21 protein-coding genes are annotated in these 18,944 nt (G+C 64.8%); 11 read left to right on the top strand and 10 right to left on the bottom strand.

What is annotated here, in order from left to right; all coding sequences use genetic code 11:
- The first annotated feature begins 97 nt into the window (after window positions 1-97).
- The 5 genes from LB528_RS26260 to LB528_RS26240 all read left to right on the top strand — a co-directional run bounded on the left by LB528_RS26260 (window position 98) and on the right by LB528_RS26240 (window position 4,105).
- Window positions 98-1,084 carry an ABC transporter permease gene (locus LB528_RS26260; protein ID WP_224716829.1) on the top strand — a complete coding sequence of 329 codons (987 nt, stop codon included), beginning with the start codon at window positions 98-100 and terminating at the stop codon, window positions 1,082-1,084.
- Complete coding sequence (locus LB528_RS26255) at window positions 1,081-1,911, top strand: ABC transporter permease (protein ID WP_224716828.1); 831 nt, start codon at window positions 1,081-1,083, stop codon at window positions 1,909-1,911. Before LB528_RS26260 ends, LB528_RS26255 begins: the two co-directional genes overlap by 4 nt.
- On the top strand, window positions 1,908-2,762 hold the full coding sequence (locus LB528_RS26250) for an ATP-binding cassette domain-containing protein (RefSeq protein ID WP_224716827.1): 855 nt from the start codon (window positions 1,908-1,910) through the stop codon (window positions 2,760-2,762). Before LB528_RS26255 ends, LB528_RS26250 begins: the two co-directional genes overlap by 4 nt.
- Window positions 2,759-3,535, top strand: coding sequence for an ABC transporter ATP-binding protein (locus tag LB528_RS26245; RefSeq protein WP_224716826.1), 777 nt, complete (start codon window positions 2,759-2,761; stop codon window positions 3,533-3,535). Before LB528_RS26250 ends, LB528_RS26245 begins: the two co-directional genes overlap by 4 nt.
- Before the next feature lie 63 nt (window positions 3,536-3,598).
- Window positions 3,599-4,105, top strand: coding sequence for an L-2-amino-thiazoline-4-carboxylic acid hydrolase (locus tag LB528_RS26240; RefSeq protein ID WP_224716825.1), 507 nt, complete (start codon window positions 3,599-3,601; stop codon window positions 4,103-4,105).
- Window positions 4,106-4,117: 12 nt separating this feature from the next.
- Here LB528_RS26240 and LB528_RS26235 read toward each other — a convergent pair whose 3' ends face one another.
- The 4 genes from LB528_RS26235 to LB528_RS26220 form a co-directional block, all read right to left on the bottom strand.
- Window positions 4,118-4,906, bottom strand: a complete 789-nt coding sequence (locus LB528_RS26235) for a DeoR/GlpR family DNA-binding transcription regulator (protein WP_224716824.1) — start codon at window positions 4,904-4,906, stop codon at window positions 4,118-4,120.
- A gap of 278 nt (window positions 4,907-5,184) precedes the next feature.
- Window positions 5,185-6,483 (bottom strand): NAD(P)/FAD-dependent oxidoreductase, encoded by a 1,299-nt coding sequence (locus LB528_RS26230; protein ID WP_224716823.1) that lies wholly within the window; start codon window positions 6,481-6,483, stop codon window positions 5,185-5,187.
- 2 nt (window positions 6,484-6,485) lie between these two features.
- Complete coding sequence (locus LB528_RS26225) at window positions 6,486-7,856, bottom strand: glutamine synthetase family protein (protein ID WP_224716822.1); 1,371 nt, start codon at window positions 7,854-7,856, stop codon at window positions 6,486-6,488.
- 73 nt (window positions 7,857-7,929) lie between these two features.
- Window positions 7,930-8,232 carry a hypothetical protein gene (locus LB528_RS26220; RefSeq protein WP_224716821.1) on the bottom strand — a complete coding sequence of 101 codons (303 nt, stop codon included), beginning with the start codon at window positions 8,230-8,232 and terminating at the stop codon, window positions 7,930-7,932.
- Between the two features lie 113 nt (window positions 8,233-8,345).
- On the opposite strand from LB528_RS26220, the gene LB528_RS26215 reads away from it, so the two are divergent.
- Window positions 8,346-8,786 (top strand): GFA family protein, encoded by a 441-nt coding sequence (locus LB528_RS26215; protein WP_224716820.1) that lies wholly within the window; start codon window positions 8,346-8,348, stop codon window positions 8,784-8,786.
- A gap of 19 nt (window positions 8,787-8,805) precedes the next feature.
- Here LB528_RS26215 and LB528_RS26210 read toward each other — a convergent pair whose 3' ends face one another.
- Genes LB528_RS26210 through LB528_RS26190 form a run of 5 tightly spaced genes read right to left on the bottom strand, consistent with a single transcriptional unit; the run spans window position 8,806 to window position 13,612 of the window.
- Entirely contained in the window at window positions 8,806-9,567 is a 762-nt protein-coding gene (locus tag LB528_RS26210; RefSeq protein WP_224716819.1) for an SDR family NAD(P)-dependent oxidoreductase, read from the bottom strand.
- 11 nt (window positions 9,568-9,578) lie between these two features.
- On the bottom strand, window positions 9,579-10,391 hold the full coding sequence (locus LB528_RS26205) for an ABC transporter permease (RefSeq protein ID WP_224716818.1): 813 nt from the start codon (window positions 10,389-10,391) through the stop codon (window positions 9,579-9,581).
- Window positions 10,391-11,284 carry an ABC transporter permease gene (locus LB528_RS26200; RefSeq protein ID WP_224716817.1) on the bottom strand — a complete coding sequence of 298 codons (894 nt, stop codon included), beginning with the start codon at window positions 11,282-11,284 and terminating at the stop codon, window positions 10,391-10,393. The genes LB528_RS26205 and LB528_RS26200 overlap by 1 nt, the downstream gene beginning before the upstream one ends.
- A gap of 47 nt (window positions 11,285-11,331) precedes the next feature.
- On the bottom strand, window positions 11,332-12,495 hold the full coding sequence (locus LB528_RS26195; protein WP_224518589.1) for a PotD/PotF family extracellular solute-binding protein: 1,164 nt from the start codon (window positions 12,493-12,495) through the stop codon (window positions 11,332-11,334).
- Entirely contained in the window at window positions 12,476-13,612 is a 1,137-nt protein-coding gene (locus LB528_RS26190; RefSeq protein ID WP_224518590.1) for an ABC transporter ATP-binding protein, read from the bottom strand. Before LB528_RS26190 ends, LB528_RS26195 begins: the two co-directional genes overlap by 20 nt.
- Before the next feature lie 117 nt (window positions 13,613-13,729).
- Here LB528_RS26190 and LB528_RS26185 point away from each other — a divergent pair, with 117 nt between their 5' ends.
- The 3 genes from LB528_RS26185 to LB528_RS26175 all read left to right on the top strand — a co-directional run bounded on the left by LB528_RS26185 (window position 13,730) and on the right by LB528_RS26175 (window position 16,978).
- On the top strand, window positions 13,730-14,539 hold the full coding sequence (locus tag LB528_RS26185) for a helix-turn-helix transcriptional regulator (protein WP_224716816.1): 810 nt from the start codon (window positions 13,730-13,732) through the stop codon (window positions 14,537-14,539).
- 147 nt (window positions 14,540-14,686) lie between these two features.
- The gene (locus LB528_RS26180; protein ID WP_224716815.1) at window positions 14,687-15,385 is read left to right on the top strand and encodes a GntR family transcriptional regulator; all 699 of its coding nucleotides are present in this window, start codon (window positions 14,687-14,689) and stop codon (window positions 15,383-15,385) included.
- A 237-nt stretch (window positions 15,386-15,622) separates the two neighbouring features.
- Window positions 15,623-16,978, top strand: a complete 1,356-nt coding sequence (locus LB528_RS26175; protein WP_224716814.1) for a glutamine synthetase family protein — start codon at window positions 15,623-15,625, stop codon at window positions 16,976-16,978.
- A 17-nt stretch (window positions 16,979-16,995) separates the two neighbouring features.
- Here the strand turns inward: LB528_RS26175 and LB528_RS26170 are convergent, their stop codons facing one another.
- The gene (locus LB528_RS26170) at window positions 16,996-17,637 is read right to left on the bottom strand and encodes a ThuA domain-containing protein (protein WP_224716850.1); all 642 of its coding nucleotides are present in this window, start codon (window positions 17,635-17,637) and stop codon (window positions 16,996-16,998) included.
- A gap of 313 nt (window positions 17,638-17,950) precedes the next feature.
- Between LB528_RS26170 and LB528_RS26165 the strand changes: the two genes are divergently transcribed.
- Together LB528_RS26165 and LB528_RS26160 are read left to right on the top strand one after the other, a co-directional pair.
- Window positions 17,951-18,571 carry an NmrA family NAD(P)-binding protein gene (locus LB528_RS26165; RefSeq protein WP_224716813.1) on the top strand — a complete coding sequence of 207 codons (621 nt, stop codon included), beginning with the start codon at window positions 17,951-17,953 and terminating at the stop codon, window positions 18,569-18,571.
- Window positions 18,571-18,795, top strand: coding sequence for a hypothetical protein (locus LB528_RS26160; RefSeq protein WP_224716812.1), 225 nt, complete (start codon window positions 18,571-18,573; stop codon window positions 18,793-18,795). The genes LB528_RS26165 and LB528_RS26160 overlap by 1 nt, the downstream gene beginning before the upstream one ends.
- Window positions 18,796-18,944 lie beyond the last annotated feature (149 nt).

Here is an 18,944-nt window from a genome sequence, read left to right as displayed (position 1 = left end):
AGGCCGCGTTCCTTCACACCCCCCTCTGTCCGGCAGGACACAGGGGGGTGCCTGGGCGCATTCCTAGCCAGGATATCGCCAATCTCCCGAGGCGCGCATGACCCGCGCCCTCCGCCTCCTGCGCCGCCGCCTCGTCGGCAGCGTCTTCGTGCTCCTTATCGTCGTCATCGGCAGCTTCCTGCTGCTCGAAGCCGCCCCCGGCGATGCCGTCGATGCCTATATCGTCTCGACCGGCGGCGACGCCGGCATGATCGAACTGCTGCGCCACCGCTGGGGCCTCGACCAGTCGGAGTTGACGCGCCTCGCCAATTATCTCTGGGCGCTGCTGCATCTCGACCTTGGCCAGTCCGTCACCTTCTCGCGGCCCATCCGCGACGTCATCCTCGAACGCCTGCCGACCACGCTGATCCTGATGGGCAGCGCCACCGCGCTCTCCTTCGGCCTCGGCTCGGCGCTCGGCATCTATGCCGGTGCGCGGCATGGCAGCATCCGCGACCGCTTCCTCTCCATCGGCTCACTGGCGCTCTATGCCGTGCCCGGCTTCTGGCTCGGCTTGGTGCTCATCGTCGTCTTCGCCGTCGATTTGCGCTGGTTGCCGATCGGCGGCATCGAGACCATCGCCTCCGGCAAAACCGGGCTGGCGCGCGCCGCCGACATCGCCACCCATCTGGTGCTGCCGGTGTCGGCGCTCGGCTTCATCTATCTGGCGCTCTATCTGCGCATGATGCGCGCCGGCATGGCCGAGGCCTGGCGGCAGGACTTTATCCTCGCCGCCCGCGCTAGAGGCCTGCCCCGTCGCCGCATCGTGCTTGCCCATGTCGCCCGCAACGCGCTCCTGCCATTGGTCACCATGCTCGGCCTGCAATCGGCGCAAATGTTGGGCGGCAGCGTCGTCATCGAAAGCGTCTTTGCCGTGCCCGGCCTCGGCCGGCTGGCGCAGGAAGCCGTCGCCGGACGCGATACGCCGCTGCTGCTCGGCATCATCCTGGTGAGCGCCGTACTGGTCGTCGTCATCAACCTCCTGGTCGATCTCGTCTACGCTGTCCTTGATCCGCGCGTCGGCGCCGGCGAGGCAAGCGCATGAGCCGCCTGCGCCGCTTCTTCCGCACGCCGGAGGCAATCGTCGGCGCGCTTATCCTCGCCCTGCTGGCCGCGATGGCGTTGGCGGCGCCGCTGCTGTTTCCCGGCGATCCACAAGCGATCGCCGGCCCGGCGCTGCTGCCGCCTTTCCAGGACTGGTCGCTGCCGCTCGGTACCGACCGGCTCGGCCGCGACGTGCTGGCCGAGCTGTTCCATGGCGCCCGCACCTCGCTGGCGGTGGGGTTGGCGGCCGCCGCCGCGGCGCTCCTCATCGGCGCGGTGGTCGGCACTTTGGCCGGCTTTGCCGGCGGCCTTGTCGGCGAAGTGCTGATGCGCATCACCGATGCCTTCCAGACCGTGCCGAGTTTTCTGCTGGCGCTCGCCTTCGTCAGCATCGTCGGACCCTCGCTCGGCGTCGTCGTCACCGCGATCGCGCTCGGCGCCTGGACCGGACCCGCGCGCGTCGCCCGCGCGGAAGTGCTGTCGATCCGCGAACGCGACTATGTCGCCGGCGCGCGCGTCGTCGGCATGCACCCGCTCGAAATCGCCTTTCGCGAGGTGCTCCCCAACGCCTTGCCGCCGGTGCTGGCGCTGTCCTCGGTGATCGTCGCGGCCGCGATCCTCACCGAGGCCGCGCTTTCCTTCCTTGGCCTGGGCGATCCCAATCGCGTCACTTGGGGCGGCATGATCGCCGAGGGGCGTACGGTGCTGCGCACCGCACCTTTCCTGTCGGTCGTTCCCGGTATCGCGCTGGTGCTGACCGTGCTTGGCGTCTATCTGGCCGGCGAAGGCGTGGTGGAAAGCACCGCGGTGCGCAGGAGCCTGTCGTGACCGCGCTGCTTTCGATCCGCGATCTCTCGGTGCGGTACCGGCATGACGGTGTGGAGGTGCCGGCGCTGAAGGGCATCAGCCTGGATGTGAAGGCCGGAGAGCGCCTGGCGATCATCGGCGAAAGCGGTTCGGGCAAGAGCACGCTGGCGCTGGCGGTTGCGGGGTTGTTGGCGAGGGGTGCTGTGATCGCCGGAACGATTGAGTGGTCAGCACGCCAACTACAGGAGTCTCATTCCGTCACACCGGAACCCCAACCATCTGCGGTTGACGGAAACCAAACACCCCTCCTCGGCCGCGACATCGGCTTCGTCTTCCAGGACCCCTCCTCCAGCCTCGACCCCGTGATGCCCGTCGGCAAGCAGATCGCCGAAGTCGTCCGCACGCATCTCAAGCTCAGCTGGCGAGACTCATGTACGAAAGCCAAAACCCTCCTCGAACGCATCCGCCTCCCTCACCCGGACTCGGCCTTCCACACCTACCCGCACCAGCTCTCCGGCGGCCAGAAGCAGCGCGTGGCCATTGCTGCGGCAATCGCCGCTGGACCAAAACTCTTGATCGCCGACGAAGCGACCAGCGCGCTCGACACCATCGTGCAGGCCGAGATCGTCGCGCTGATCCGCCGGCTGGTGGCCGAGGACGGCATGACGCTGCTTTTCATCAGCCACGACATCGCACTCGCCGCCGCGCTTGCCGATCGCATCGTGGTGCTGCGCCACGGCGAGCTGATCGAACTTGGCGAGACCGACCAGATCCTCAACGCGCCGCGCCATGCCTATACGCGCGCGCTGCTTGATGCCCATCTCGGCCTCGACGCCGAGCCGCTGCTTGATCGCCGAGGCGCCTCGGCATGAGCGTGCTTGCCGTCTCCAATCTCGCCAAGCGCTACCATCGTGGCGGCAAACCGTTTGCTGCAGTCGACGACGTCTCCTTCGAGATCGGCCCGGCGGAGACGCTGGCGCTCGCCGGCCCCTCCGGCAGCGGCAAATCCACCATCGCCAGGCTGGTACTGCGGCTGATCGAGCCCGATGCCGGCCGCATCTACTTCGAAGGCGCGGATTTCCTCGCGCTGTCGGGCACCACGCTGCGCGCGCGCCGCGCCCGTCTCCAAATGGTGTTCCAGGATCCGCTCGCCGCCTTCAATCCGCGCGCCACCGTGGCGCGCGTGCTTGACGATCCCCTGCGCATTCATGGGCTTGCCTCGCGCGCTGAGCGCCCGCGCCGGATTGCGGCGCTGCTGGAGCGCGTCGGCCTCGATGCCGCCCTTGCCGCGCGCGCCATCCACGAGATTTCCGGCGGACAGCGGCAGCGCGTGGCGATCGCCCGCGCCATCGCCACGCGGCCGTCGCTGATCGTGCTCGACGAAGCCGTGTCGGCGCTCGATGTTTCGGTACGCAGCCAGATCCTCGAATTGCTGCTCGACCTGCAAAGGCAGGAACGGATCGCCTATCTGTTCATTTCGCATGACCTCGGCGTCATCCGCGCCGTGGCGCACCGCGTCGTCATCCTCGATGCCGGCCGGATCGCCGAGAGCGGCGTTGCCCGCGCCGTGATCGCCAACCCGCAATCGGCGATCGGCAAGTCGCTGGTGGCGGCGACACCAAGATTGACCAGGAACCGACCATGATCCCGCAAAGTGGGACCCGGTTTGCGGGCAAGATCATGGTCAAACGACAAATCAGGACACATCATGACCGATCCCGAAGCAGCCAGGGCCGAAAAACTGTCGCGTGAGCTCTTCTCCGCCTTCCGCAACCGCGCCGACCTCTACCGTCTCTTCCTCGACGAGCTGACCGCCGAGTTCGGTGCCGAGCAGGCCGAAGCGGTCATGATCCGCACGATCGAGAAGCGCGGCCGGGAAGTTGCAGCAGCCGCTTTCGCCGATTTCGGGCCCAATGACGCGCCGGCAATCGGCGACGCATTCCTCGCCGTCAGTCCGGATGGCGGCCGCATCTATCGGACCGATGTCGAGCGGGGGCCTGGCCATATCGCCTTCAAGGTGAAGCGCTGCCCACTGAAGGGTGCCTGGGTCGAGGCCGGCGTCGGCGAGAAGAAACTCGCCACGCTCTGCCGCATCGCCGGCGCCTTCGATCGCGGCCTGTTTGAGGCGACCGGCGTGCGCTTCGACAATGTCACCTGGACGCCGGGCCATGGCTCCGGCTGCTGCCACATCGCGCTGACAAACCGCGACGCTTAACCGGTTATCTATTCAGCTTTCGGCAAAGACGTGCAGCTCGCCGCCTGCCTCGTCGATCGCGGCGCGCAGCGCCGCCGCCGGCTCGCGATCGGTGACGACGTCGGAAATCTCGCTCAGCGCGCAGATGCGTTCGAGGCCGGTGCGGCCGAACTTGTCGTTGGTCACGACCAGCATCGTCGACAGAGATCGCCGCATCATCGCCCGCTTCACCGCCGCCGCGCCCGAGATCATGTCGCTCGGCCCTTCGGCATTCAGCGCCGAGGCGCCGATGATGGCGACGTCGGCATTGTAGCGGCGCACGAATTCCACCGTGTCCTCGCCGAGCACGGCGGCCTCGCGGCTGTCATAGGTGCCGGGGCAAAGAATGACGCGGAAGCCCGGATTGGCGCCGGCCACCGAAGCGACGCCGACGGAGTTGGTGATGATCGTCAGATCCCGCCCAAGCTGCGAGAGGCTGCGCGCGACCTCATAGGTCGTCGAGCCGCCATCGATCATCACGATGCGGCCTTTCTCGATGAGTCCGGCGGCACCGCGGCCGATGCGGGCCCGCTCCTCCATCATGGTGAGGCCGCGTTCGGCGACCACCGGTTCCGACGTCACCAGCGAAATGGTGGCGCCGCCATAGGTGCGGTTGATGAGCCCGGCTTCGCCGAGCTCGATCAGGTCGCGGCGGATGGTCTCGCCGGCGACCCCAATGCGACGCGCAAGCCTCGATATACGGATCGAGGCGGAGCGCCGAACCTCCGACAGGATCAGCTCATGGCGCTCTTTCTTGGTCAGTCGGCCCGGCTCGATGTTCATCGCTCTTCCTTCCCGGGATTTCGTCCCTGGCGTGCAGACATAGCCACCCCAGGGATACGAAAGCCAGCCCAGGGTCTGTCGAGATTCAGGTCAGGCCGAGCCGAAAGTGGTGGCTTCCGAGAACCGGCCTACGCCGGCCGTAGCCTTCATAGAGCGGAGACGCTTGTTAGGGCTTCGGCCGGCGAAGGCCGGAGCGGAGCGTACTTGAAGTACGTGAGCACCGGAAGCGCAGGAAGCCGCCATTTGCAGGCCGGCCTCACCTGAATATCGATGGACCCCTAGTGCCTTAAGCGATCGCGCATCGCATACCACAACATGCCGAGCACATAGAGTGGGCCGCGCAGCGCCGTGCCGCCCGGGAACGGCAGCGGCGTCAAAGTCGAGAATAGGTCGAGCCGCGAGGCATCGCCCGTGATCGCTTCCGCCAAGAGCTTGCCGGACAGCGTCGACAGGATGACGCCCTTGCCGGAATAGCCATGCGCGAAATAGACCTCCCCATAGTGGCCGACATGCGGCAGGCGCGACGTGGTGATGGACACCAGACCGCCCCAGGCATGATCGATGCGGCAGCCCTTGAGCTGCGGAAAGGTCTTTTCCATATGCGGCCGCACGAAGCCGCCGATGTCGGCCGGCGGCGACGGCGTGTAGCGCTCGCCGCCGCCGAACAGCAGGCGTCCGTCCGCCGACATGCGGTAGTAGTTGACGACGAACAGGGTGTCCGAGACGGCCACATCGGCCGGGATGACATTGCGCTCGCCCAACGGCTCGGTGGCGACGATATAGTTGCCGACCGGCATGATGCGGCTGTTGACGCGCGGCTCCAATCCCTTAAGCAGCGCATCGCCGGCCAGCACCACATGCCTGGCGCGGACCGAGCCCTTGTCGGTGAACACCCGGATGGAAGGTTCGCGCTCCAGCCGCACCGCGACCGAGTTCTCATGAATGACGACGCCGGCGGCGGTAGCGGCGCGGGCAAGCCCCAGCGTGTAGTTGAGCGGATGCATGTGGCCGCCGAGCCGCTCCAACACCGCGCCTTGATAGGGTGTGTCGACCATCTGCCGCGCCTCAGCCGCCGACAGGATCTCGACGTCGGTGAAGTTCATCACCTTGGCGAGACATTGGGCCTCTTCCTCGAAGTCGCGCATATCCGAAGCGCTGACCGCGCCGACCAGATGGCCGGTCTGGCGCAAGTCGCATTCGATGCCGTGGCGCTCGATGATGTCGAGCACCAGCCCACGCGCCTCGAAAGCCAGATCGAACAGCGCCTTCGCCCGTTCCGGCCCAAAGCTTCTGACCAGGCCCCTGGCACCCTTGCGCAGGCCGGGGATCATCTGGCCGCCATTGCGGCCCGAGGCGCCCCAGCCGATCTTGCCGCCTTCGAGCAGCACCACGTCAAGACCACGCTCGGCCGCATGCAGCGCCGCCGACAGGCCCGTGCAGCCGCCGCCAACCACCACCAGATCGGCCTCGACATCGCCTGCAAGCGCCGGATGCTCGGGCGCCGGGTTGGCGGTAGCGACATAGTAGGACTTGTCGACGTCGAGACCGGAATTGAAACCTGTCGAATCCGAAGCCATGGTCACACTTTGAGCAGCAGATGGTCGCGTTCCCAGGACGTCACGACGCTCTGGAACAGGTCGAGCTCGACGCTCTTCACGCGCAGATAGGTCTGGCAGAAATCCTCGCCGAGCAGCGCCCGCACGGGCTCGCAGGCGGCGAAACGATCCAGCGCTTCCTCCATCGTCTTCGGCAGTGTGCTCTTGCTCTTATAGGCGTTGCCGAAGGCCTCCTCCGAGCGCGCAAGCTTCTCCTCGATGCCGAGATAGCCGGCGATCAGCGAGCCGGCCATGGCGAGATAGGGGTTGGCGTCCGCCCCCGGCAGCCGGTTCTCGATGCGGCGCGCGGCGCGGCCGCCCAGCGGCACGCGCAGACCGCAGGAACGGTTGTCGTGCGACCATTCGATATTGGCCGGCGCGCTGTGGCCGGGTCGGATGCGCCGGTAGGAATTCGCATGCGGCGCGAACAGCGGCATGATTTCAGGGATATATTTCTGCAGGCCGCCGATGAAGTGCGCGAACATCTCGCTGTCCTCGCCGTCTCCGCCGGCAAACAAAGGCTCGCCCTTCCTGTCGACGATCGACATGTGCAGATGCATGGCGCTGCCCGCCTGCGCGGCGATCGGCTTGGCCATGAAGGTGGCGTGCATGCCGTTCGCCTGCGCGATCTGCCGCGCCAGACGCTTGAACAGAAGCACCTGATCGGCAAGCGTCAGCGGATCGCCATGCACGAGATTGATCTCGAGCTGCGCCGTGCCGGATTCGTGGATCAGCGTCTCCACCGGCAAGCCGGTGATGGCGGCATGCTGATAGAGCTGCCGCGTCACCGCTTCAAACTCCTCCATCGCCTGCATGTCGTAAGGATGCTGCACGCTTTCCGGCCGCCCGTTGCGCCCGATCGGTGCGGTCAAAGGCTGATCGGGGTTGGGATTTGGCGCCGTCAGGTAGAATTCGAGCTCCGGCGCCATCACCGCACGCCAGCCGCGCTTCTCATAAAGGTCGAGCACGGCTTTCAGCACATGGCGCGGCGAAGCCATCCACGGCCGGTCATCCATGTGGAACGTGTCGGCGAAAACATAGGCTCGGCCCGCGCTGCCGGGCGCAAGGCACAGGCTCGAAACGTCCGGCACCATGCGCATGTCCGGATCTTGGTAGGCGAAGCCTTCATCGACAGAGCCGGAATAGCGGCCATCGATGGCGACCAGGAAGGCGCTGCTCGGCAGATAGAGCGCGCGGTCGTCGAGCGACTTCAGGAATTTGGCGACCGGCAAGGTCTTGCCGCGCAGCACGCCGTTGACGTCCGGCACGAAGCACTCGACTTCGTTGATCGCATGCGTTTTCAGCCAGCTTTGCGTGTCCGCGCCGGCATATGAGGTGTTCAGATTGTCAGGCATTGGTCATGTCCGTACGAAGGAGAGATCGCTTCGGCGGGCATGTCCGTTCCGGTAGGGCGTTATCTAAGCTGCGTTATCCGAGGACGGACGCCCGCCTGATGACCGGCCGAAAGGCCGGGTGCGCAGCGCCTTCCACCCCTTCGGTCCAGCCGTCGCGAACGACATGCGAGCCAACCTTGGTTTCCTCCGCGCGCTGCAGGTTCTCGTGGCGGCAGCTGCGCATGATCAGCGGCACTCCGCCAAAGCGCGCGCCATTGCGACCGCAACTGGAAACGGCCGGGTGGGGGAAAGCCTTTCTACCGCTCGCATGACAAGCCTTGTCGAGAACCTGGTCCATGGTTTGGCCGATCGTTGCTCGCAGCGCAAGCCCGCCCATGAAACCGCTGCACATTGCTGGCCCAATCGGGCGGAGGGAACCGGGTACCTGCTTGTATTGTTCCCCATATGCGCCGCCGGCCAAACGATCCCGAAACAACCAGGAGTGATCAGATGGACAGCAGGAGCGATACGGGCGCATGTTTTTGCGGAGCGGTTGCCGCCGAGATGCAGGGCGATCCGTTCTGGATCTGCTTCGATCACGACGATGACTGCCGGCGCGCGATTGGCAGCCCGCTGACCATCTGGATCGGCTACCGTCCGGACCAGTTCCGCTTCACGCGCGGTCAACCCCGGAGCTTCTCGAGAACGAAAGGTGTCGTTCGCACCTTTTGCGAGAAATGCGGCACTTCGATCACCTATAGCGACGAAGGGCTGAGCGACGAACTCCATGTCACGATCGGCTTCTTCGATCATCCGGAACGGTTCAAGCCGCACGCCCACGCCTATTGGCGCCTTCGGCTGCCTTGGCTGGAATTCGCCGACGATCTGCCGCGCATCGACACCTACTCGCGGCGCCGCGATCCGGCATTCGGAAATCCCAACGACCGGTAGGCGATTTGCCAAGCGCTCCTCAGCCGATACTCTCGCCGCCATCGACCACCAGCGCCTGTCCGGTCATGAAGGACGAACGATCGGAGACGAGGAACAGAATGGCCTCCGCGATCTCCTCCGCGCTCGCCCAGCGCCCCATCGGGATCTTAGTGCGGACATAATTTTCGATCGCGTCGCGCCCGCCCATCTGCGCGATGAATGGCTCGTTGAACGGCGTGTCGACCCAGCCCGGGCAGAGCGCATTGATGCGCACATTGTGCTTGGCATAATCGAGCGACATCTGCCGGGTCATCGCCACGACGGCGTGTTTGGAGGTGGCATAGGCGATCATCTCGCGGTCGTAGAACACGCCGGAATTGGACGCCGTGTTGAGGATGACGCCGCCGCCTTGCGCGATCATCGCCGGCATGACGGTTTTGGCCGCCAGGAATTGCGCCCGCACATTGATCCGCCATGAGGCGTCCATGCCGTCGGTGCCCACTTCCGTCAGCGTGCCGCCGACCTGGATGCCGGCATGGCTGTGCAGGATATCGATCCGGCCATACCTGCCGAGCGTTCCCTCGATGAGGCGTTCGACGGCTGCATCATTGCCGACATCGGTGGCGACGGCCTCGGCGCGGCCGCCGGTTTCGCGGATGTCCGAAGCGGTGGCTTCGCCCGCCGCCGGGTCCCGATCCGCGATCACCACGACTGCCCCCTCCCGCGCCATGATCATCGCGCCGGCGCGCCCGATGCCAGATCCGGCTCCGGTGACAATGGCGATACGGTCTTTCAAGATCATGGATTGGTCTCTCAAGGCGATGGCTTCCGTCGGCCGAGCTGCCATTGCGCCAGCAGCACGAGCAGGACCGACGCGCAGAGCACGATCGTCGCGATGGCGTTGATCTCAGGCGTCACGCCGCGCCGGATCGAGGCGAAGACATAGATCGGCAGCGTCGTCTGAGCGCCGGCGACGAAGAAGGCGATGATGAAGTCGTCGAAGGAGAAGGTGAAGGCGAGCAGGAAACCGGCAATCACCGCCGGCATGATCTGCGGCAGCACGATCGAGCGGAACGTCGTCAATGGCGTGGCGTAGAGATCGCTCGAAGCCTCGACCAGATTGCGATCGAGGCTGCTCAGCCGCGTGCCGACGATCATCGTCACCAGAGCCATCGAGAACAGGCCGTGCGCGGCGATGATCGAGCCGTAGCCCAGCGAAAGCCGCGGCGGCTGGTCGGTCGGCCAGAGCGAAGCGAGGAACGGATTGACGATAGCGAAAAGCTGCACCAGCGCCACGAGCGTCGAGATGCCGATAACGACGCCCGGGACGACGATCGCCGCGCCCAGCAATGCATCGAACAGAGCCCGCGTCCGCGCGCCGACGCGCTGCAGCCCGAGCGCCGCGGCCGTGCCGCAGAAGGCCGCGAGCAACGCGCTCGTCGTGGCGATGAACAGGCTGTTCTTCAGCGCCTCGACTAGGAAGGGATTGGATAGGGCCTTGCCATACCATTGTACCGAAAAGCCGGTGAATTCGCTAGCATGGTGGCCGGCATTGAAGGAGAACAGCACGACCAGCGCGATCGGCAGATAGAGGAAGGCAAAGACGGCGACGACGAAGGCGCGCATCAGACCAGGTCCACCCGGCGTGCGCCCGAAAGCCGGGTCGAGATGCGGTTGGCGACGATCAGCACTACCACCGAGACCAGCACCAGCGTGATGGCGATGGCCGATCCGAACGGCCAGTTGCGCGATTGCAGGAAGAGATCCACCAGCGCGTTGCCGATGAAGAACACCTTGCCGCCGCCGAGCAATGTCGGGATCAGATATTCGCCGAGCAAAAGGATCATCACCAGCGAGAAGCCGGTCATGACGCCGGGCAACGAAAGTCTCAGCGTCACGCCAAGGAAGGTCGACAGCGGCGTAGCACCGAGATCGGCCGAGGCCTCCAGCAGGCGCCGGTCGAGCCGTTCCAGGCTGACATAGATCGGCAAGATCATCAGCGGCAGGTAGCCGTAGACGATGCCGAGCAGCACCGCCCCCGGCGTGTTGATCAGCCTCAGATCCTCGATGCCGACATAGGCGAGCAAAGCCGGGATGCCGCGCCCGCCAAGGATGTACATCCAGGCATAGGTGCGCATCAGGAGACTGGTCCAGAACGGGATGACGATCAGCGCAAGCAGGATCAGCCGCCAGCGCTGCGGCGCACGCAGCGCAAGATAATAGGCGACCGGATAGGCGACGAGCAGGCAGGCCAAAGCGCCGGCCGGCGCCAGCACCATGGTGTTCCAGAAGGCGGTCGCCCGTGCCGGCAGGTTGGCGTATTGCGCCAAGGTCAGCGCGGCTTGGTAGCCGCCCTCCGGCGCCCGCTCGCCGACGCTGAAAATGGCGATGGCGACGAAGGGCAGCACCAGGAACACGACCAGCCACAGTGCCGCCGGAGTAAGCAGCAGCGCCGTCACGAGGTTTTTGCGAAAGAGACTGCGGCGCATCGGGAAAGCCGGTTGGGAGCCGGCGGGCATTTGCCCGCCGGTCGCATTATCTGGATCGAGTTTGTGGCCGGTCTCGCTCAAGCCGACTTGAAGCGCGCCATCAGCTCGGCGCGGCCCGGATCGGTGAGCGTCGCGGCGGCGCCGAACTCCAGCGGCTTCAACAGGTCGGCTGCCGGATAGAGGATCGGGTTGTCGAGCACTTCCTTGGGCAGCAGCGCGTTGACGCGCGCGTCGGTCGAGGGTGCGCCATTGGCCAGATGCTCCTTCACCGCCACCTTCGGGTTCATTAGATAGTTGAGCAGCGCATAGCCGGCCGGCTTGTTCGGCGCGTCCTTCGGGATGGCGTAGAAGTCGGTCCAGATCTCGCCGCCCTCCTTGCCGAGCACATAGGCGATCTCGGGAATGTCGCGATGGAGCTGTGCCCCGTCATTGGTCCAGCACATGGTCATCCACGCATCGCCGGCGCGCATTGCCGGCTGGTAGTCGCTCGACACCGCGAACAGATGCGGTTTGACCTTGAGCAGCAGCTCTTCGGCCTTGGCGAGTTCGTCCTGCTTCAGCGAGTTGAACGAATAGCCGTAATATTTCAGCGCATTGCCGATGGTGGTGAGCTGATAGTCATGCACCATGGTGCGGCCGTCGGCTTCCGCCATGGCCGTGTCCCAGAACTCCTTCCAGCTCGACATCGGCTTCGCGAGCTTCTTAGTGTTGACCGCGAAGCCGGTCGTGCCCCAGTTCTTCGGCACCGCATAGATCGTGCCGTCGATCGTGCCTTCAGCGGTGAACCGCGCATCTTCAGACTTGCCGTCGAAATTCGTAAGCTTCGCCATGTCCAGCGGCTCGATGATGCCGAGCTTCTTGTAGGTCGAGATGGTGTAGTTGGTCGGCACGAACAGGCTCCAGCCCGAGCCGCCGGCCTGCAGCTTGGCCAGCATCTCCTCGTTCGAGCCGAAGACGTTGACCTCGACGGCGACGCCCGTCTCGGCCTTGAAATTCTCGAACGTCTGCGGGTCGTGGTAGTTCGGCCAGGTGGCGATCGACATGCGGTCGCCGAGGTTCTCTGCGGCATAGGCCGGCGTCGGCATGATGCCAAGCTCGCGCGCCATCACGGCGGTGGCGACACCAAGGCCGGTGAGGCCGAGGAAGTCGCGCCGGCTGATCGAACCGCGCTTCAGGCGCATCAACTGGTCGATGAATTTATCGGGGGTTATCGGCAGTCCATCACGATAGGATTTCGGCATGTTGGTCTTCCCTCTGGTTTGTCCCGTTATTATTGGCGTGCGGAAACGCCAGCGGCGCTCCGGCGGCAAAGCCGATGGCGACGGGTTCGCCCGGCTTGAAGAGATTGCCCTGGCCCATCACATGGTCGGCCTTGGCGAGCAGCGATCCTATGCCCTGGACCTCGATCGCGTATTCCGCCGTCGAGCCCAGGAAGATGCGGTTGCGCACTATGCCCTTAAAAGCGCCGCTTCCAGGCGCCGAAAGTCTGAGCGATTCCGGCCGCAGGCTGACAGAGACGGCCTCGCCGCGGCTGAGCGGCACCCGCTTCCGCGCTGCAATCACCGTGCCGTCTGCAAGCGCGACATCGACGAGGTCACCCGAGAGCCCGGCCACCTTGCCGCTGAGAAGATTGGTCTTGCCGACGAAATCCGCGACGAACAGGTCGGCCGGTTCATCATAGATCTCGCTCGGCTGTCCGAGCTGCACAACGCGGCCGCCATTCATGACGCAGACGAAGTCGCTCATCGACAGAGCCTCCTCCTGGTCGTGGGTGACCAGCACGAAGGTGATGCCGATCTCGCGCTGCAGGTTCTGCAGCTCGATCTGCATGTCGGTGCGCAGCTTCTTGTCGAGCGCCGCCAGCGGCTCGTCGAGCAACAGCACCGCCGGCTTGTTGACCAGTGCACGGGCGAGCGCCACGCGCTGCTGCTGGCCGCCGGAAAGCTCGTGGATCTTGCGGCGCCCGTAGCCGGCGAGCTGCACCATCGACAGCGCCTCGCCTGCCCTTAAGGCGATCTCGCGCGACGACAGCCTGGGCCTCGCCTGGCGCAGCCCATAGGAGATGTTCTCCTCGACATCGAGATGCGGGAAGAGCGCATATTGCTGGAACACCATGTTGACCGGGCGCCGGTAGGGCGGCGTTCCCGCCATGTCGCGGCCGCGGATCAGCACCTGGCCTTCGCTCGGCTGCTCGAAGCCGCCGATCATGCGCAGGCAGGTCGTCTTGCCGCAGCCGGAAGGGCCGAGCAAAGCGACGAAGGCGGAAGGCGGAATGGCAAGGTCGATGCCGCTCACCGCGGTGACGGCGCCATAGCGCTTGGTGACCGCGCGAAATTCGATATCGGGCACTGCAGTCAAGCCACGGGCTCCAGCGACAGCGTGAGGCAATGTCGTGACGCTATCAGAGCCAACAGCATCTAGTATATACCTCGCAGGTGGTATATTTAGCCGATTTTATCGTTTAGAGGGGTATGAATGGCTGCCTCCCGCAGTGACGACTACAATGCCTTGGCCGCCGTGATCGCCGCATCGCGCGAGACCGGCGACCATTTCGGCAAGGCGATCGTCGGCTGGCTGCGCGGGCATGTCCGTTTCGATCACTGCGTGATCTTCGGCTATCGCGGTGCTGCGCGGCCGCCGCTCCTGTTCGAGACCTTCTCGCCGGCCGAAAGCCACATCTTCGTCGCGCTCTATCAGGAAGGGCCCTATCTGCTCGACCCGTTCCACCACGCCGCGGTCGAGCGCAAGGAGGGTTTCTGGCGCATGCGCGAGCTCGCGCCGGACCGCTTCTATGCCAGCGAATACTACCGCTCCTATTACAGCCAGACCAGACTTGCCGAGGAGGTCGGCTTCTTCGTGCCGCTGGCCGGCAAGGATGCGCTGGTGCTCTCGCTGATGCGGCTGCGCGCCACCGGGCCGTTCGGAACGGCGGATGCCAGGCTACTGCGTGACATGGCGCCGGCGGTGATCGGTTTCTGCAAGCAGCGCTGGCCGTCTTTGCCTACAGGCGACGTTGCGGCCCAACCCTCCGGCGATATCATCGCGATGACCAACGAGCTCGACCGGGCGCATATTTGGAAAAGCCTGTCCTTGACCTCGCGCGAAAAGCAGGTCGTCGACCTGGTGCTTCAGGGCCACTCCACGGAATCGATCGCCAGGGCGCTGCGCATCGTGCCGGGGACCGTCAAGGTCCACCGCCGCAACATCTACCGCAAGCTGAAGATCAAATCGCAGGCCGGCCTGTTCGCGCGCTTCGTCGAGATCATCGACGCGCGGATCGGATAGCAACTCCCGGCCGCCCTTGCGGCGGTTCGCGTTCACCGTCTATCGTGCGGCCGAACGACCGGCTAGGTATCCCGGCGGCGGCGAGCTATTCCCCGCGTCGGATCGTGACGAAACAAGTTTCAGGACCGATCAAGCAGCTCATCGCCAATGGCCGACAAATCGCAATTCGGACTGACCGCTGTCGATACCGTTCCGCTGCATGAAAAAGTCTATCTGGAACTGGTGCGGGCGCTGATGTCGGGTCAGCTCCGGCCTGGCCAGAAGCTGACCTCGCGCAAGCTCGCCAAGGAGCTCGGCACCAGCGACATGCCTGTGCGCAGCGCCTTCATGCGGCTGCAGGCGCTGAGGGCGCTGAGCCCGATGCCGAACGGCAGCGTCGAGGTGCCGCTGATTTCGGCCGACCGCTTCCAGCAGCTGACCGACGTGCGCACGATCCTGGAAGGCACGGCCACCGAGCTTGCCACCAAACTCATCAACGGCAACAATCTGCGCGCCATCCGCCGTCATTGCGCCGAGCTCACCCAGGCCGCCCGCAGCGGCGACATCGACGACTATCTGCGCAAGAACCACGACTTCAAATTCTCGATCTACCGCCGTTGCGGCAACGAGCAGATGATCTTCCTGATCGAGACGGTATGGATGCAGGTTGGCCCTTTCCTGCGCAACCTGCACATCGGCTTCGAGGATGACTTGGCCGGCATTCTCGGCATCGACTACCACGAGGAGGTCGTGGCGGCGATCGGGGCCGGCGACGGTGAGCGGGCGCGGGCCGCGATCGTGCGCGATATCGCCGAGGGCGCGGCCCACATCCTCGGCCAGGTCAAGTTTCCGGAACCGCACCGCTGACAAGCCGCAACAAGCCGACTTCGAATCCGGCTTGGCTTTCGTCGGTCGGGCCGCTATGTTGCGATCGCAGATCGCACAATGTTGACCCGAAATGCCGCCCGATATCCCAGCTAGTGAATTGAAAAAATGAAGATAATCAGCCCGGCGTCGGCCGTTCTGATCTTCACGAACTCACAAGCTGAAAATGGATGTGGTAGCCGGCAGGGCTACAGCACCTAGAGAAACAGGGGCTGGAAATTGAGCGATGCGATTGCGGACGTTTTGAAGTGGCTGGACAGCAGGAAGGACATCCAGAGCCTGCGGGCAGCGGTGTGCGACCTGAACGGCATCATGCGCGGCAAGCGCATTCCGGTCGAACAGGCGCGCAAGGCACTCGAAGGCAAGCTGCGCATGCCCTATTCGGCCATCGGGCTGGACATATGGGGCGAGGACATCGAAGGTAACGCCCAGGTGTTCTCGACCGGCGACGCCGACGGGCTTTGCCATTGGACGGGTCGCGGCATACTGCCCGTCAACTGGACGGCGCATCCGACGGCGCTGTTGCCGGTCTGGCTGGCGGACGACAGCGGTGCCCCCTATCTTGGCGACCCGCGTCGCGCGCTTGCCCGCATCCTCGACCGCTACGCCGCGCTCGGCCTGACGCCCGTCACCGCGACCGAACTCGAATTCTATCTTGTCGACCCGACATCACAGCGGCCGGTCGGGCCGGTTTCACCGGTGACCGGGCGGCGCCTCGATTCCGACGCGGCGCTCTCGATCGATGAGGTCGACGATTTCGAAGGCTTCATCCACGATATCTACGAAGCCTGCCGCATGCAGGACATTCCGGTCGACACCGCAATCGCCGAGAACGGCGTCGGCCAGTTCGAGATCAATCTCAACCATGTGCCGGATGCCTTGCGCGCTGCGGACGACGCCGTGCTCTTCAAGCGCACCGTCAAGGGCATCGCGCGTAAGCATGGCTTCGCCGCCTGCTTCATGGCCAAACCTTATGGCGAGCGCGCCGGCAATGGTTTCCACGTCCATTTCAGCGTCCTCGACAAGGACGGCCGCAACATCTTCGACGACGGCTCGGATCAGGGCTCCGATGCCATGCGCCACGCGGTCGGCGGCCTGCTTGCCGCGATGGCGCAAAGCACGCTGGTATTCGCACCGCATTTCAATTCCTACCGCCGGCTGCGGCCCAGATCCTATGCGCCGACCGCCGTCGCTTGGGGTTATGAAAACCGCATGGTGGCGATCCGCATTCCGGGTGGCCCGTCGGCCGCGCGGCGAATCGAACATCGCGTCTCCGGCGCCGACGCCAATCCCTATCTGGTGCTGGCGGCGATTCTCGGCGCGGCGTTGATCGGCATCGAGCGCCAGCTCTCGCCCGGCGAGCCGACCGGCGGCGAGGGTCAGGGGCTGGCACTCGCCAAGCTGCCGCCGGATTGGGCCTCGGCGATCGCCGCTTTCGAGGCCGGCCCGCGTGTCGCCGAGATCTTCCCGGATGTGCTGCGCGACGCCTTCATCGCCTGCAAGCGCCAGGAGCTGAACACTTTCGCGCTCAACGTCAGCGACTTCGAGATCGAGACCTATCTGGAGAGCGTTTAGCCGGTTGCACCAGCCACTCAGCGTGCCGCCCAGACCAGCCCGCGGCGCAAGATGGCGCGCACCTGCGGTACTTGGAATTCCGAGGCCACGTGACCCAGCGACTGATAGAACACCCGCCCATTGCCGTGTCGCCGCTTCCACACCACCGGCATGACGACGCCGTCGATCCACGGCGCGTGGTCGCCGGAAAAAGTGGTGGTCGCCAGCACCTCGTTGGATGGATCGACATGCATGTAATACTGCTCGGAGCGGTAGGGGAAATCCTCGATCCCCTGCATGATCGGGTCGTCGCGCCGCACGATGTTCACTCGATAGTCGATGATGTTGCCGGGATGCGCGACCCACTGGCCGCCGCACATGAACTGATAGTTCGTTGATTCGCGAAAAGCGTCGCCCATGCCGCCATGATAGCCGCCGAGGCCGACGCCGTTTTGGACCGCCTCGGTCAGGTTGGCTTCTTCGGCCCTGGTGAGCTTGGACATGGTATAGATCGGCACGATCAGGCTGAGATCGGCGATCGCCGGATCGGCGAACGCCGCTGTCGTATTTTCGACGCGCACGGCAAAGCCTTCTTCCTCGAGCATCGTCTTGACGACGCGCGCCCCGGCTTCGGGTTCATGCCCTTCCCAGCCGCCCCATACGATCAGCGCTTGCCGCATCTTTGTCTCCGTCAGTTTGGTTGCGTTCATTCGAGATCGCCAAGGGCGAATACTTGTCGGGATTTCGGACGTTAATGCACATCAGCAAAAAAGCCCGAGGCCAGCCTGCCCACGAACGGGTTTCGCGACTACGAAACACGAAACCATCCGAACGCGGCGCGCCTTCGCGCCAACTCATCCTATGCGACCTGAAGCGCTACCCGAAAAATATACCGGCGGGGAGGTGACATCCCGGTCGCGGGAACCAGATTGGGCTGAGGGCCACTGGCCCGAACAGATCCGTGATCGTCACGAGACACGCAGGAACATGATCATGATGATTCTCGCCTTCGGAGCAGCGGGAAATTTTGCGGGCAGCGTCATTCCCGCCCTTGCCGCCCGGGGTGCGCGCGTCCGTGCCTTCGTCCGCAAGCCCGAGCAGGCTGAACTGGTACGCCGTCACGGCGCAACCGAGGTGGCCATCGGCGATTTGCGCGATCGTGCAGCTTTGGATGCGGCGCTCAAGGATGTGGGCGCCGTCTTCTATATCGCCCCAGCCTTCATCCCCGCCGAGGCTGATGTGGGAAAGAAAGTCGTGGAGGCCGCTATCGACGCCGGCGTGCGCCGGTTCGTGTTCTCGGCCGTGATCCATCCGGTGCTTTCGGACCTCGTCAATCATGTCGCCAAAGCGCCGGTCGAGGAGGCGATTCTCAGCTCCGGCCTGGAATATACGTTCCTCCATCCGGCGCGCTACTTCCAGAACCACGCGGCATTCTGGCCCAAAGTCGTGAAGGAGGGCATGCTTGCGGAGCCCTGGTCGTCCGGGACACGCTTTTCGCTGGTCGACTATCGCGATGTCGCCGAGGTCGCCGCGATAGCCCTAACCGAAGACCGGCTGCTTTTTGGAACGTTCGCGCGCTTGGGCATCTTAACCGTCTCAACGTCGCTGCGCTGATGAGCGATGTGCTGGGCCATGAAATTGTGGAGCGCCGCGATCGCGATGTGCTCGGCGATGTTCCTCCGGGCTTGAGGGTCATGTTCGATCACTACGATCGCCACGGCCTGCTCGGCAACCCACTGACGCTACGTGCGATCTTGGGTCGGGAGCCGCGGTCGCTGCGTGCTTATTTGGAGGAATTGGCGCAAGGCGATCCTGCCCGATCCGGCGAGCAAGGGTGAGCAGCCGGCCACCATGCCGCCATTCCAGCCGAATACCAAAACGGCCCGCGTTGTGCGGGCCGTTTTTTGTATTTGGTTGCGGGGACAGGATTTGAACCTGTGACCTTCAGGTTATGAGCCTGACGAGCTACCGGGCTGCTCCACCCCGC

The organism is Mesorhizobium sp. CA4 (genome assembly GCF_020165075.1).
GTDB lineage: Bacteria > Pseudomonadota > Alphaproteobacteria > Rhizobiales > Rhizobiaceae > Mesorhizobium.
Note: the sequence above shows the minus strand (reverse complement) of the source record. Positions and strands in the feature narration are given on the sequence as shown.